Source organism: Acinetobacter soli, from assembly GCF_000760595.1.
Taxonomy (GTDB): domain Bacteria; phylum Pseudomonadota; class Gammaproteobacteria; order Pseudomonadales; family Moraxellaceae; genus Acinetobacter; species Acinetobacter soli.
In genome coordinates, this window is record NZ_BBNM01000001.1 from 157,176 (window position 1) to 171,583 (window position 14,408).

The following is a 14,408-nucleotide window of genomic DNA, read 5'->3' on the forward strand; positions in this document are numbered from 1 at the left end:
CGAATTCACACTTACAGGTTAAAATCGAACGAACCGAAGTACAATTTCAAAACACCTCAATTCTACTGAGGTATTTGGCCAGTGAATTAGAACGTTCAATGTGGCTTTTTCAGATATGGGATATTCAAAACGTGACGATGCAACACACCAAAGGTACTATTTCAATCGCACTCGTCAATGAAGCCCTGAGTGTCGCCCTCGCACGTGGCATTTTTATCGATCAAATTGCTCTACGTGCAGGTATTTCACCTGAATTGCTGGCATATCCTAAGGCGCGTATTTCAGTATCGGCTTATGCGCAGCTCTGGATTGAAATTGCCAAATGTCTGAATGATGAATTTTTTGGCATGGACTCACATCCAATGCGTTATGGAAGTTACAAACTTCTTTGCTACCTCATCATCTCGACAGATACAACAGAAATGGCGCTTCGTACTATTTTAGATTATTTTAATTTACTTCTCGATGATACTCGCGCACGACTCGAGATAGACCAGCATAAGGCTTATATTTATCTCGATGACCAGATACACATCAAACGGATGTTTACCTATGCCACCTATATCATGTTGGTTCATGGCTTGCTGTGCTGGATTTCAGATCAGCGTATTCCGATTCACCAGATCCGTGTGAAATGCGCTCAACCTGAATATCCGCAAGATTATTATGTGCGATTCTGTGAAAATATCGTATTTGATGATACGGTCAACTGCATTGAAATTGATCTCAGTTATTTAACGCTAAAAGTAAAAAAAGATAAAAAAGCTGCACATGCCTTTTTAGAACAGGTACCGCATAATTTGCTGGTCAAATATAAAAATGAAAATGCGCTGAGTGTTATTATTCGCAGGCAATTGATACATCTACATCCTTCGAGCTGGCCTGAACTCAAAATACTGGCACAGCAGCTATGCTTATCAGAAGCCACCATTCAACGGCGATTAAAAAATGAAAATACCAGCTATCAGCAGCTGAAAAATGATATCCGCTGCGATATTGCGATTGATCGATTGACCCATACACAACAAAGCATTCAAGAAATTAGTGATGCACTTAACTTCCATGAAGCCAGTGCATTTCATCGTGCATTCAAAAAATGGACTGGTGTGAGCCCAGGAGCCTATCGGCAGCAGACTCAACCCTTCATCTGACCCAAACTGATACGGTCATTTCCACCATAATCTTTTACTGTTTGCACCTGCGCAAACCCTGCTGCACTAAAAATCTGCCGCACCGCATTACCTTGATCATAGCCATGTTCGAGCACCAACCATCCATCAACATTGAGCCACTGAGGTGCCTGCTTGATAATATGCTCAAGATCAGACAAACCCTGATGATCTGCAACCAAGGCACGACGTGGTTCTGTAGCCAAGTGCTGCATGTGCACATCATCGGCATCAATATAGGGCGGATTAGATACAATCAAATCAAATCGCTGTGCGGGAATTGCCTCATACCATGCACCGCACACAAACTCCACCCGATCTAGCTGATGCTTCTGGGCATTTTTTGCGGCGATGTCTAATGTAGGTTGATAAATATCTGTCGCCAATACGCGCCAGTCTGGGCGCTCTTTTGCCAGAGACAGCGCAATCGCGCCAGTTCCTGTACCTAAATCAACCACGTTACTGTGCTTGGGCAAGGTCAATTCGAGTACCGTTTCAATCAGGATTTCGGTGTCTGGTCGTGGTACTAGCGTATCTTTAGTCACGATCAGATCCAGACTCCAAAATGGCTGCGAACCCGTGATGTAGGCCAATGGCTCACCTTGTGCCAAGCGGACTAAGCCTTCAAGGTAAGCTTGCTCTTGCTCTGAACTCAATACTTGTAACGAACGCATTCTAAGCTCTAGCGCATTAAGGTGAACAATATGTTCAAGCAGCCAGATTGCCTCTTGCCGTTCATAGCTGTCAGGCTCACCACGCAAATTTAGTGCTTGCGCAATATTCATCAACCACCATTCTCTTGTGCCAACATGGCCAATTGATCAGCCTGATATTCACGATGCAAACTATCGAGTAATTCTGTCAAATCACCTTCCATAATGGCATCCAATTTATAAAGCGTTAAATTGATACGATGATCCGTCATTCGACCTTGCGGATAGTTATAGGTACGAATACGTTCTGAACGGTCGCCCGATCCCACCAAGTCACGTCGCATTTCCGAGGTCGCACTTTCTTGCGCAGCACGTTTTGCATTTTCTAAACGAGATGCCAATAGTGCTAACGCCTTGGCTTTGTTTTTATGCTGTGAACGTTCTTCTTGACACTCAACCACAACACCCGTTGGAATATGCGTAATACGCACTGCCGAATCGGTTTTGTTGACGTGCTGACCACCGGCACCCGACGCACGATAGGTATCGATACGTAAATCGGCTGCATTAATTTCGACGGTAGTGTCTACATCGACTTCAGGCAAAATCGCAACTGTACAGGCAGAAGTATGCACACGGCCTTGAGATTCAGTTGCCGGAACACGTTGTACGCGATGCGCACCACTTTCAAATTTTAAACGGCCATATACGCTATCGCCATCGACACGGCAAATCACTTCCTTATAGCCGCCATGTTCGCCTTCATTTTCAGACAACACTTCAATACGCCAGCCTTGAGTCTCGGCATATTTGCTGTACATACGGAACAAGTCGCCAGAGAAAATCGCAGCTTCATCACCACCCGTGCCTGCACGAATTTCGAGATAAGCCGCATTGGCATCGTTTGGATCTTTAGGGATCATCAAAATATTTAACTGGCCCTCGAGCGTTTCAATCAAAGCACGATTTTCTTTGATCTCCTCTTGTGCCATATCCTTAAAATCAGGATCTTCCAGCATTTCTTCTGCTGTTTTGATGTCTTCTTCAGCCTGACGATACTGTCCCCAAACCTGCACAATCTCATTTAAGTCACTGTGCTCACGCGATAATTTTCGAAAGCGTTTATTGTCTGAAATAACTTCGGCGTCGGCCAACAATGCATTCAGCTCTTCATGACGATCACACAATTGATCTAAACGTAAACGTAGCGATTCTTTCATAAGAAGAACAATCTCAATAAATCTGGTTGGTTAGCTTTAATCTGACTAAGACTTGACAAACCATCTAAGAATAAAAAATTGCGCATAGTTTACAGACTCTCCTATGCAAAAGACATAGCGATTGCGCAGTAAGGAAAAAACCAAGTTGTTTTTTTAATGATTCACAAGGCTGATAAAGGAATGTCGAGGGATTTAAATAAGTCAAAAACGAAAAGCAATCCCTCAAAACTTTAATTTCTTATTAATGAAAAATTAATCAAACTATGAATAAAATGATTAAATTTATATAAATCAATTTCTTGAAACAAAAAATGCTTCTTTATTGCGTATATTTCCATCAAATAAAATAAATAAGTTCTTCATATTTTGGGGTAATGACACAAAACATCACAATCTGCACACCAAATCGCAATAGTCTGGATGATCGTCTTCACACTTTTTGACTCATCTCTTGTTACATTTACTTCAACGAAATATAGAAGGTCCTGTATCCACACACGGGGCATGGAGTTAAAAATGAAAATTAAAACTTGGTTAATGAGTGCCGTGATCGCGAGTTCATCAATGATGGCCATTTCAGCGCATGCAGACAATACCACACGTGTCGCTGCAACATCTGCTTTGGGTAGTGTCGTGGGTACTGCATTGGGTAAACAAATGGGCGGTCAGTCTGGTGCCATGATTGGTTCTGCATTGGGTGGCGCTGGTGGTGCTGCTGTCGCAAGTAACCGTCGTGACCGTACCTCTTCTGCTATTGGTGGTGGTTTAGGTGGTGTTGGTGGTTATACCGTAGGTCGTAATGTCGGTGGTACAAATGGCGGTTACATTGGTGCAGCTTTAGGTGCAGCAGGTGGTTCAGCTTTAGGTAACAAGATTTCTAAAGATCGTGCCGAAGAGCGTTATTACGACAATGGTAATCATCGCGGCTGGAAAAAACATCACCGTCACCACCGTCGCTACTAATTTATCTTTACTGATACCGAAGGCAGCATTTCACATGCTGCCTTTTTTGTTTGTAAAAATTTACAAAGTCAATTTTATTTATCGTTTTTTATCGATATAAAATATCGTATAATATCGAAAAACATCGATATATGAGAGTAGATATGTCTATCACGTCGCTTAAAGATACACAGTTTTCCATTCTCGAATTAGCTTCTGTGCGTGACGACAAAAGCATTCAGTTTACTTTGCAACATGCCCTGCAACTTGCACAACATGCAGAACAGCTGGGTTATCGTCGTTTTTGGCTTGCCGAACATCACAATATGGATGGTATTGCTAGCTCTGCAACGGCCGTCATGATTGGCTATATTGCAGCAAACACACAATCTCTTCGACTCGGTTCGGGCGGTATCATGCTCCCCAATCATGCTCCTTTGGTTGTTGCAGAGCAGTTTGGAACCTTGGCAACGCTTTATCCAGACAGAATTGAACTCGGACTTGGCCGCGCTCCCGGTACCGACCAAATGACCATGCGTGCGCTGCGCCGTGGGCACAAGGAAACTGAAGAGCAATTTCCACAAGATGTTGCAGAGATTCTTCGCTACTTTGATACGCCAAAACCAGACCAATCCATTATTGCCACACCCGGACACAGTACCCATGTTCCCGTCTGGCTGCTCGGATCGAGTTTATTTAGTGCTCAATTGGCCGCAAAATTAGGCTTACCGTATTCATTTGCATCCCACTTTGCACCGCGTATGCTCGGACAGGCGATCCAACTGTATCGTGATAATTTTCAGCCTTCAAAATATTTAGACCAACCGTATGTATCGATGGGTGTGCCGACTGTTGTGGCAGAAACGGATGAAGAAGCAAACTATCTTGCAACCAGTGCTTATCAACGTATATTAGGACTGATGCGAGGTCAAAGTCTGCGCCTTAAAGCACCTGTGGATTCAATGGATTTACTTTGGGGGCCAGCAGAAAAACTCTCTGTAGAAAACTTTTTTGGTATGGCTCAAATTGGTTCGGTCGAACGAGTTAAAGCTGGTCTTGAACAACTTGTCGATCAATACGCCGTGGATGAGTTTATTTTTACCTGCGATATTTACGATACGCAAAAACGCTTGGATAATTTCAGTTATCTAATGGACATCAAAAACGCGTAGCCTAATATGCATGGCTTGACGCGCCAAATAAGCAGCTTAAATTATATTATGATAAAAGTGCTTTGGCTTCAGCAGGAGCCAAAGCATGGCTAAACAAAAAGCCCTGCCCGATTTCACAGCCTTGTTGTTTGAGTAATTCTAGCTGGTGAACATTCTCAATACCTTCGGCAACCACATCGATCCCCAAATTTGAGCTCATACTGATGATCGATTGAACAATCGCAAAAATGAGTTTTTCTTGCTCCATACGCTGCACGAAATCACAGTCTATTTTAAGGCAATCCACAGGTAAATTTGCCAGACGAGTCAGAGATGAATGCCCTGTACCAAAATCGTCTAATGCGATTCGTATTCCCTCGTGTTTGAGCTTGTTCAATGCACGCGAAATATAGGCTTTGCCATGTTCATCTAAAAGATGCTCAGTAATTTCAATTTCTACCAAAGAATGCGGAATGTTGAAACGATCTAACCGATCAAGCAAAAGTTCAGCATAATTATCTTTTAAAAATTCCACGGGTGCGGCATTAATCGAGACAGGCACCATATCTAAACCTTGATCAATCCATTCGGCCATATCTCGAAAAACACGTAGCTGCATGATTTCACTCAAGCGGCTAGCAAGGTTATAGTCTTCAAAAGCATTTTTAATGCGTCTGGGCAGTTGAAGCTGATCATGCTGATCATACCAGCGCAGTAATGCTTCAAAACCGGTGAGTTGACCATTTTTTAAATTAAATTTTGGCTGATAAAAAGGACAAATTAGATTGTGCCTTAAGATATAACGGGCACAATTGAATTGTTGTGCAATCACATTTTGCTCAATTTGCATTTCACGTTTAAAAATACAGTATCCACCACGCCCTGAAAGTTTTAAGCGACACAATGCGATATTGGCAGCTTGTACAACGTTCATGGTATCTGTCACATCACGAGGATAAATGGCACATCCTGCACTAATATTACTTTCTATAATTTGATCTAAATATTCAATTGGTCTCGAAATTTCTTGATGAATCAATGCATAGGTTTCAATGAGGTAAGCATCAGAATGAATATGAGGAATAAGTAATGCAAACTCATCACTACCCAATCGTGTGAAGAAAACTTCTTGCGGTAAAACGCGTTGAACTCGTTCTGCAAGCGTTTTTAAGATTTGATCGCCAACCAAATGTCCATGATTACTATTAATTTGATTAAAATAATCGAAATCAAACAAAATTAATCCAAACGACTCATCAAGTTTGATCTGACACTCTCTCATCATCAGATTAAGTTTCTTATTAAATCCCGATTGATCTGGCAAACCGGTTAAGGCGTCTATTTCAGTGCTGTGTTCTGCGACGTCTTCAATATGAACATTGTGCTGGTGTGAGATATTTTCTGACAAGGGATGAACCGCAAGGTGATGAGCGGTCTTGTGCAAGCGAATACGATCAACTTTCGAATCAAGTTCATAACAGCCAAGATGACGTGGAGTCATAAGATTCATACGCATCTCTCCTACTTACGAATGAAAAAAGTCAATGTAACTGCCACCCTTGATAGATTATAAAACTAAAATGTGACGCAATTTACATTTGGTTTGTACACTTATTGTCATAATTTTTCAAGTTTTAATTTTAGTACTCAATGAGTAAAGTCAAACAAAACAACGATAAAGAGAAATACATTTTTTGTATTTCTCTTTTTAAATCAAAATAAATTAGCCAATTCGGCGTTTTAAACCCGTCGTTTGAAGAATGCGAGTTGAAATTTCCTCAATCGACATTTCAGAAACATCTAAATACGGAATGCCTTCCGAAATGAAAATTCCCTCCACCGCACGCAGCTCCATCTGACACTGACTATAGCTGGCATAGCGACTATTGGCTTTACGTTCTGTTCGGATAGCGACCAAACGTTCCGCATCAATCATTAAACCAAAAAGCTTGTTCTTATGCTCTTTGAGCACTTTAGGTAAGCGGTTATCGTCGAGATCTTCTTCTGTCAATGGATAGTTGGCAACTCGAATACCAAATTGCAAAGATAAGTAGATCGATGTAGGCGTTTTACCTGATCGCGATACCCCGATTAAAATAATATCTGCTTTATCATAATGTCGTGTCAATGCGCCATCATCATTGTCTAGTGCAAAATGCACTGCATCGATACGTGCCTTATAATATTCCGAGTCAGTGACTGCATGCGTCTGACCCACTAAAGTGGTAGGTGACGTTCCGAGTTCTTGCTCAAGCTTACTGATCAGCCCTTCAAAAACATCTAGATTGACGGCTTTGGCCGTATTAATAATTTCACGTACATTGGGATCGACTAAAGTATCAAATACCAATGGCAGGGTTCCATCACGCGACTGGCACTGATTAATCGACTCTACAATGTTCATAGCCGCTTCTTCTGTTGCAATATACGGCATGATATGAATATCAAAGTCTACGTTAGGAAATTGTGCAAGCAATGAATGTCCGAGAGTTTCTGCTGTAATGGCAGTTCCGTCCGAAATAAAGAACACACTGCGCTTAATTTGTTTTCCTTCAGACATCAAAATTCTCCTCACAGATTTGTCTTAGTGCTATATAATCTTTATAGTAAACTGATCTTATATAACTGTCGCTTAGTAAAATCAAAACCTAAGGACATTTAATCATGTCTTCATGCCAAGATAGTACTAAATACTGGAAATGTGGAGTAGAAACATTGGAAGCGCGCGTAATCGGTCTAGAAAAATTAGGGAAGCACGACGTCGAACTTGTAGGTGGGAAAAACTCATCTCTGGGTGAAATGATCAGCCACTTATCCAATGCTGGCGTATCAGTACCAGGTGGCTTCGCGACAACGGCTGGCGCTTATCGTGAATTCCTCGATCAAAGTGGACTCAACGCTAAAATTCAAGCAGAACTTGCCCAGTTAAATGTAGAAGACGTGAATGCCCTAGCGCAGTCAGGTGCTAAAATTCGTCAGTGGATTATTGAAACTCCTCTGACGCCAGAATTTGAAAAAGAAGTCCGCGAAGCATTTAGTGCTTTGTCAAACGGCAACCCGGAAATCGCGGTTGCCGTTCGTTCTTCAGCTACAGCTGAAGACTTGCCTGACGCTTCTTTTGCAGGCCAACAAGAAACCTTCCTGAATATCCGTGGCATTGACAATGTTCTGATTGCCATCAAAGAAGTTTTTGCTTCATTGTACAATGACCGTGCAATTGCCTATCGTGTTCACCAAGGTTTTGATCACGATGTTGTGGCATTATCTGCTGGTATTCAGCGCATGGTTCGCTCAGAAACTGGCGCTGCAGGCGTAATGTTTACCCTAGACACAGAATCTGGATTCAGAGATGTCGTATTCATCACAGCCTCATATGGCTTAGGTGAAATGGTTGTACAAGGTGCTGTCAACCCAGACGAATTTTATCTTTCTAAACCATTAATACGTAACGGCAAACATGCTGTATTACGCCGTAATCTTGGTTCTAAACACCAAAAGATGATTTATGGTGACGAAGGCGCTGCAGGCAAGTCTGTAGTTGTGGTTGACGTCGAGAAACAAGAACGTCAGCAATTTGCACTGAATGATCACGAACTACAAGAATTAGCCAAACAAGCACTTATTATTGAATCTCACTATGGCGCACCAATGGATATTGAATGGGCCAAAGATGGAGATGACGGTCAGATTTATATCGTTCAAGCGCGTCCTGAAACGGTTAAAAGCCGTCAAAATGTAGGCACAATGGAGCGTTACTTACTCAAACAACGCGGAACAGTTGTATGCGAAGGTCGCTCGATTGGTCAGCGTATTGGCGCAGGTAAAGTTCGCATTGTGACGTCGATCAAGGAAATGGATAAAGTCCAAGACGGTGATGTTCTGGTTTCAGACATGACAGATCCAGACTGGGAACCAGTGATGAAACGCGCAGCGGCGATTATCACCAACCGTGGTGGTCGTACATGTCACGCAGCAATTATTGCACGTGAATTGGGTGTACCTGCAATCGTGGGTTGTGGTAATGCGACCGAAGTCTTGAACGATGGTCAGGAAGTGACTGTTTCATGTGCTGAAGGCGATACAGGCTTTATCTATGAAGGCGCACTAGACTTTGAAGTACAGCGCAACTCGATTGAGTCAATGCCAAAACTACCGTTTAAAATCATGATGAACGTGGGTAACCCAGACCGCGCATTTGACTTTGCTCAAATTCCAAACGAAGGTATTGGTCTTGCACGTCTTGAATTCATCATCAACCGTATGATTGGTGTTCACCCGAAAGCGTTGCTGAATATCGACAGCTTGCCACGTGAAACACGTGCTGCTGTGCTGGCGCGTACTGCGGGTTACACCTCACCAATCGATTTTTATGTCGAAAAACTGGTTGAAGGTATTTCTACTTTGGCAGCTGCATTTGCTGAAAAGCCAGTCATTGTGCGTATGTCAGATTTTAAATCGAACGAATATGCCAACCTTATTGGCGGAAAGCTTTACGAGCCAGAAGAAGAAAACCCAATGCTGGGCTTCCGTGGTGCAAGCCGTTATGTATCGGACAACTTCCGCGACTGCTTCGAGCTTGAATGCCGTGCATTGAAAAAAGCACGTGATGAAATGGGTCTTACCAACATCCAGATTATGATTCCGTTTGTTCGTACTGTTGCAGAAGCAAAACGAGTGATCGAACTCTTGGCAATGAATGGTCTTAAGCGTGGTGAAAATGGTCTTAAAGTGATCATGATGTGCGAATTGCCAACCAATGCCCTACTTGCCGAGCAATTCTTGGAGCACTTTGATGGTTTCTCGATTGGTTCAAACGATTTAACTCAATTAACGCTCGGACTTGATCGTGACTCTGGTATTGTTTCTCATCTGTTTGATGAGCGCGATCCAGCAGTTAAGGCGTTGTTATCAATGGCTATTCATGCGTGTCGTAAAGCAGGCAAATATGTGGGTATTTGTGGACAAGGCCCATCTGACCATCCAGATCTAGCTAAATGGCTTATGGAGCAAGGTATTGAGTCTGTTTCATTAAATCCAGACTCTGTTCTTGATACATGGTTCTTCTTAGCAGAAGAAAAAATCAAGCAAGCCTAATTATTCGTAAAAAAGGCCCATTCGTGGGTCTTTTTTCATCATTGGATGTTGAGATTAAAGACTTATGCAAATTTATTTGGCGCGCAATAATCAACAAGCTGGCCCATACACCTTAGAACAACTGAATCAGATGTTGGCGAGTCAACAGGTGCTCTTGACCGATTTGGCTTGGCATGAAGGTATGACCGAATGGAAAGCCTTAGGTGAGTTAACGCAAGGTAAACTTTTTTATCAGCCACAAATGCCACAAACTCAAGCGTATGAATTACCGTCAGCAGAAATTCATCACAATGATGTGATCAAACACGTTCAAGTGAATAACAAAGCGATCATCACGCCAGCCAAAGTAGGAAAGCGTATTTCTGCGAAGTTGGTTGATCTCTTACTTTTTACGTTGCCACAGATTTTAGTGACACTGGCTTTTTTACCTCGTGACCTGATCCAGCAAGCACAAAGTTTTGATGTGAACGAACAGATCAAGATCGCAGAAGCCATGTCCAACAATATGCCATCTTGGGTTCCGATGGTCTTACTCGCCTACACCCTCGGGCTGCTGTTTGTTCAAAACTTTTTGATCTCAAAAAGCGGTCAATCGATCGGCAAGAAACTTTTCAAATTACAGATTGTCGACGCCACAACCAACAAGTTAGTGGGCCAATTCCGTGGATTTTTTATTCGCTCTTTTTTGTTCATTATTCTTTCACAATTCGTGAGCCTATTTCCGTTAATCGCCATCGTGTTTATTGCCGATCTCGTTTTGTTTTTCTCAAAAGGAAACAACAGCTTACATGACCGTCTTGCAAAAACAAAAGTGATTGATATTTCTAAATAATTGTCGCTTAAAATTTACACTGCGCAGTTCATTTCTTGAGCTTGATGTGCCTGCTGTCAAACCGCTAGAATAAGCTAAACCGAGTGAAAAACTCAGGTTTATCAACAGGCATATAAAGCGACTTTTGTATAGCTTAGTTTGTCGTTATCAGGCATAATGCCCTACAACGTAGCAGTGTCTCATGATCGAGAAATATGTTCTATTTTACATAGAAATTATTCTTCTCAATCATGCGACACTTTTATCGCTATCCCGTTTTTTCAAACGGGAATGGGACTCTTCACCGAGGTTGTAAAATGAGACAAACGATTTTAGCTGTATTGTCTTTATCTACGATTGCCGCACTTTTAACAGGGTGTGGTGGTGATATGGTACTTCTAAACTCAAAAGGTCCAGTGGGTCAGGGTCAAGGCGACCTCATGATGACTGCGATCTACCTAATGTTATTGGTGGTTATCCCATCAATTATCATGGCACTGTGGTTTAGTTGGAAATATCGCGCGTCGAATAAAGATGCAGACTATAAACCTACATGGGCACATTCAACTGCAATCGAGATTGTAGTATGGGGTGTTCCAGTCATTATTATTGGTATTCTAGCTTGGTTAACTTGGTGGGGTTCCCACAAGTATGACCCATACCGCCCTCTGGATTCAGATAAAGCACCTTTGACTATTCAGGTTATTGCTGAACAGTTTAAGTGGATTTTTATCTATCCTGAACAAAATATTGCAACGGTTAATGAAGTACGTTTCCCAGAAAAAACTCCATTAAGCTTCAAAATCACCTCTAACTTTACGATGAACTCGTTCTTCATTCCACAGTTAGGCGGACAGATTTATGCAATGGCGGGCATGCAAACTCATTTGCATTTGCAAGCTGATGAAACTGGTGTATTCCGCGGTATATCATCAAACTACTCAGGTTACGGTTTCTCACAAATGCGTTTTAAAGCGCACAGTGTAACTGACGCTGAATTTGCTCAATGGGTTGAAGCAGTAAAAGCTGGTAAGGGTAATACAATTAATCCTGCCGCTGTTCAAAAAGGTCTTCTTGATCAGCCTGAACTTGCTGCGCTTAAAGACGGTGACCGCTCTAAACACCAGATCGAAGCTTTAGTCAATCGTGCCAAAGCTGCTGGTGATGAAGAAGCTCTTGCGAAAGCTGAAGCGATGAAGCCGTTCCCGAACAAGCCACACCCTGTGACATACTACTCTTCGGTTGAACCTAAATTGTTTGAAACAGTTATCAATCGTTACATGAGTAACTATCATGGTGCTGATCACTCTGCTGGACATGCAACGGCAGACACTCATGCTGCAGCTCCACACGCTGCTCAAGGGGAATAAGACATGGATATGATTTTTGGCAAACTGGGTTGGGATTCTATTCCAACAGAGCCGATTGTACTCGTTACCATGGTCATTATGGCAATTGGTGCAATTGCTGTTTTTGGCGGGATCACTTACTTTAAAAAGTGGGGATACCTCTGGAATGTATGGTTTAAAACTGTAGACCATAAAAAGATTGGTATCATGTATATCATCGTATCCGTGATCATGCTTTTGCGTGGTTTCGCAGATGCGATCATGATGCGTCTTCAACTTTTCCTCGCCCGTGGCGGTGGTGAAGGTTACTTGCATCCAGACCACTACGATCAGATCTTTACCGCACACGGTGTGATCATGATTTTCTTCGTGGCAATGGGTCTTGTAGTGGGTATGATGAACATTTCTGTTCCACTACAGATTGGTGCACGTGACGTAGCATTCCCTTTGCTTAACTCTTTAAGCTTCTGGTTATTTGCTGGTGCGGCTGGCCTGATGATGGCTTCGCTTGTACTTGGTGAGTTTGCTGCAACAGGTTGGATGGCTTACCCGCCTCTATCTGGTATTCAGTATTCACCAGGCGTGGGTGTTGATTACTATATCTGGGCGCTTCAGGTTTCTGGTTTAGGTACACTTTTATCTGGTGTTAACTTCTTTGTTACCATCATTAAAATGCGTGCACCAGGCATGAAACTTATGGACATGCCAATCTTTACCTGGACATCTTTGTGTACTGCGGTACTGATTATTGCTGCATTCCCTGTGCTAACAGCAACCCTAGCTATGCTAACGCTTGACCGTTACTTTGGCTTCCATTTCTTCACAAACGAGCTTGGCGGTAGCCCAATGCTGTATGTGAACTTGATCTGGACATGGGGTCACCCTGAAGTATATATCTTGGTGCTTCCAGCATTTGGTTTGTATTCAGAAATTGTTGCAACGTTCTCCCGCAAGACACTTTTTGGTTACAAATCAATGGTGTATGCAACAATTGCAATTACTGTGCTTGCGTTCGTCGTTTGGTTACACCACTTCTTTACTATGGGTGCTGGTGCCAACGTTAACGCATTCTTCGGTATCATGACCATGGTCATTGCAATTCCGACTGGTGTGAAAATCTTCTCATGGTTATTTACCATGTATAAAGGTCGTATCACTTTCGAAACGCCAATGCTTTGGACAATCGGCTTCTTGGTTACCTTTGGTATTGGTGGTCTGACCGGTGTTCTTATGGCTGTACCGCCAGCAGACTTCTTGGTTCACAACTCCTTGTTCCTTATTGCTCACTTCCATAACGTTATTATTGGTGGTGTGGTATTTGGTATGTTTGCAGGTATCATTTTCTACTGGCCAAAAATGTTTGGCTGGAAGCTTAATGAAGCTTGGGGTAAAGCAGCGTTCTGGTTCTGGTTCTTTGGTTTCTATTTTGCATTCATGCCGCTTTATATCCTTGGTTTCATGGGTATGACTCGTCGTTTGAATACATATGACAACCCTGAATGGGACCCGTACTTGGCTATTGCACTCTTTGGTGCCGTGCTTGTTGCAATCGGTATTGCATGTTTCTTGATGCAAATTATTGTAGGTTTCCTACAACGTCATCAAAACATGGACCATACAGGCGATCCATGGGATAGTCGTGTGCTCGAGTGGTCTACCTCTTCTCCTGCTCCGTTTTATAACTTTGCTAAAATTCCTGAAATCCGTGGTATTGACACGTTCTGGACTGACAAAGAAAACGGTGTAGCGTATGCACGCCCGACTAAATATGAAGACATTCATATGCCAACAGACCGTGCAGCTGGCTTTGTTATGGCGATGTTTATCAGCGCTATGGGCTTTGCACTTATCTGGCACATCTGGTGGCTAGTAGCAGTAACGTTTATTGCTTCAGTTGTAAGCCTGATTCGCAGTTCATTCACAAAAGAAGTGGATTACTACGTACCTGCTGCTGAAGTTGAGCGTATCGAAAACGAACGTTACGCGTTACTTGAAAAACACTTGAAGAAGGACTAAGTA

The 14,408-nt window shown here is 42.6% G+C and carries 11 protein-coding genes; 7 read left to right on the plus strand and 4 right to left on the minus strand.

Going from position 1 to position 14,408, the window contains the following annotated elements:
• The first annotated feature begins 137 nt into the window (after positions 1-137).
• A complete protein-coding gene (locus Aso01_RS00775) occupies positions 138-1,151 on the plus strand; it encodes an AraC family transcriptional regulator (RefSeq protein ID WP_171063763.1) in 1,014 nt (337 codons plus the stop codon).
• On the opposite strand, the gene prmC is transcribed toward Aso01_RS00775, so the two are convergent.
• Both prmC and prfA read right to left on the minus strand, forming a co-directional pair.
• Positions 1,136-1,954: a peptide chain release factor N(5)-glutamine methyltransferase gene (prmC, locus tag Aso01_RS00780; protein WP_004938869.1), complete on the minus strand. Its 819-nt coding sequence runs from the start codon at positions 1,952-1,954 to the stop codon at positions 1,136-1,138. The two genes, Aso01_RS00775 and prmC, sit on opposite strands and share 16 nt — an antisense overlap.
• The gene (gene prfA, locus Aso01_RS00785; protein ID WP_004938871.1) at positions 1,954-3,042 is read right to left on the minus strand and encodes a peptide chain release factor 1; all 1,089 of its coding nucleotides are present in this window, start codon (positions 3,040-3,042) and stop codon (positions 1,954-1,956) included. The genes prmC and prfA overlap by 1 nt, the downstream gene beginning before the upstream one ends.
• Before the next feature lie 516 nt (positions 3,043-3,558).
• Here prfA and Aso01_RS00790 point away from each other — a divergent pair.
• Both Aso01_RS00790 and Aso01_RS00795 read left to right on the plus strand, forming a co-directional pair.
• Positions 3,559-4,005, plus strand: a complete 447-nt coding sequence (locus tag Aso01_RS00790) for a glycine zipper domain-containing protein (RefSeq protein WP_004938874.1) — start codon at positions 3,559-3,561, stop codon at positions 4,003-4,005.
• Positions 4,006-4,154: 149 nt separating this feature from the next.
• Positions 4,155-5,156, plus strand: a complete 1,002-nt coding sequence (locus Aso01_RS00795) for an LLM class flavin-dependent oxidoreductase (RefSeq protein WP_039910090.1) — start codon at positions 4,155-4,157, stop codon at positions 5,154-5,156.
• Between the two features lie 46 nt (positions 5,157-5,202).
• Here Aso01_RS00795 and Aso01_RS00800 read toward each other — a convergent pair whose 3' ends face one another.
• The gene (locus Aso01_RS00800; protein WP_004938880.1) at positions 5,203-6,645 is read right to left on the minus strand and encodes a putative bifunctional diguanylate cyclase/phosphodiesterase; all 1,443 of its coding nucleotides are present in this window, start codon (positions 6,643-6,645) and stop codon (positions 5,203-5,205) included.
• 213 nt (positions 6,646-6,858) lie between these two features.
• Entirely contained in the window at positions 6,859-7,695 is an 837-nt protein-coding gene (gene ppsR, locus Aso01_RS00805) for a posphoenolpyruvate synthetase regulatory kinase/phosphorylase PpsR (protein WP_004938884.1), read from the minus strand.
• 104 nt (positions 7,696-7,799) lie between these two features.
• Between ppsR and ppsA the strand changes: the two genes are divergently transcribed.
• From ppsA to cyoB, 4 genes are all read left to right on the plus strand, one after another.
• Positions 7,800-10,229: a phosphoenolpyruvate synthase gene (gene ppsA / locus Aso01_RS00810; protein ID WP_004938888.1), complete on the plus strand. Its 2,430-nt coding sequence runs from the start codon at positions 7,800-7,802 to the stop codon at positions 10,227-10,229.
• Between the two features lie 64 nt (positions 10,230-10,293).
• A complete protein-coding gene (locus Aso01_RS00815) occupies positions 10,294-11,061 on the plus strand; it encodes an RDD family protein (protein WP_004938891.1) in 768 nt (255 codons plus the stop codon).
• A gap of 296 nt (positions 11,062-11,357) precedes the next feature.
• The gene (gene cyoA / locus Aso01_RS00820) at positions 11,358-12,410 is read left to right on the plus strand and encodes a ubiquinol oxidase subunit II (RefSeq protein WP_004938892.1); all 1,053 of its coding nucleotides are present in this window, start codon (positions 11,358-11,360) and stop codon (positions 12,408-12,410) included.
• A gap of 3 nt (positions 12,411-12,413) precedes the next feature.
• Positions 12,414-14,405 carry a cytochrome o ubiquinol oxidase subunit I gene (gene cyoB, locus Aso01_RS00825; protein WP_004938895.1) on the plus strand — a complete coding sequence of 664 codons (1,992 nt, stop codon included), beginning with the start codon at positions 12,414-12,416 and terminating at the stop codon, positions 14,403-14,405.
• Positions 14,406-14,408: the final 3 nt, after the last annotated feature.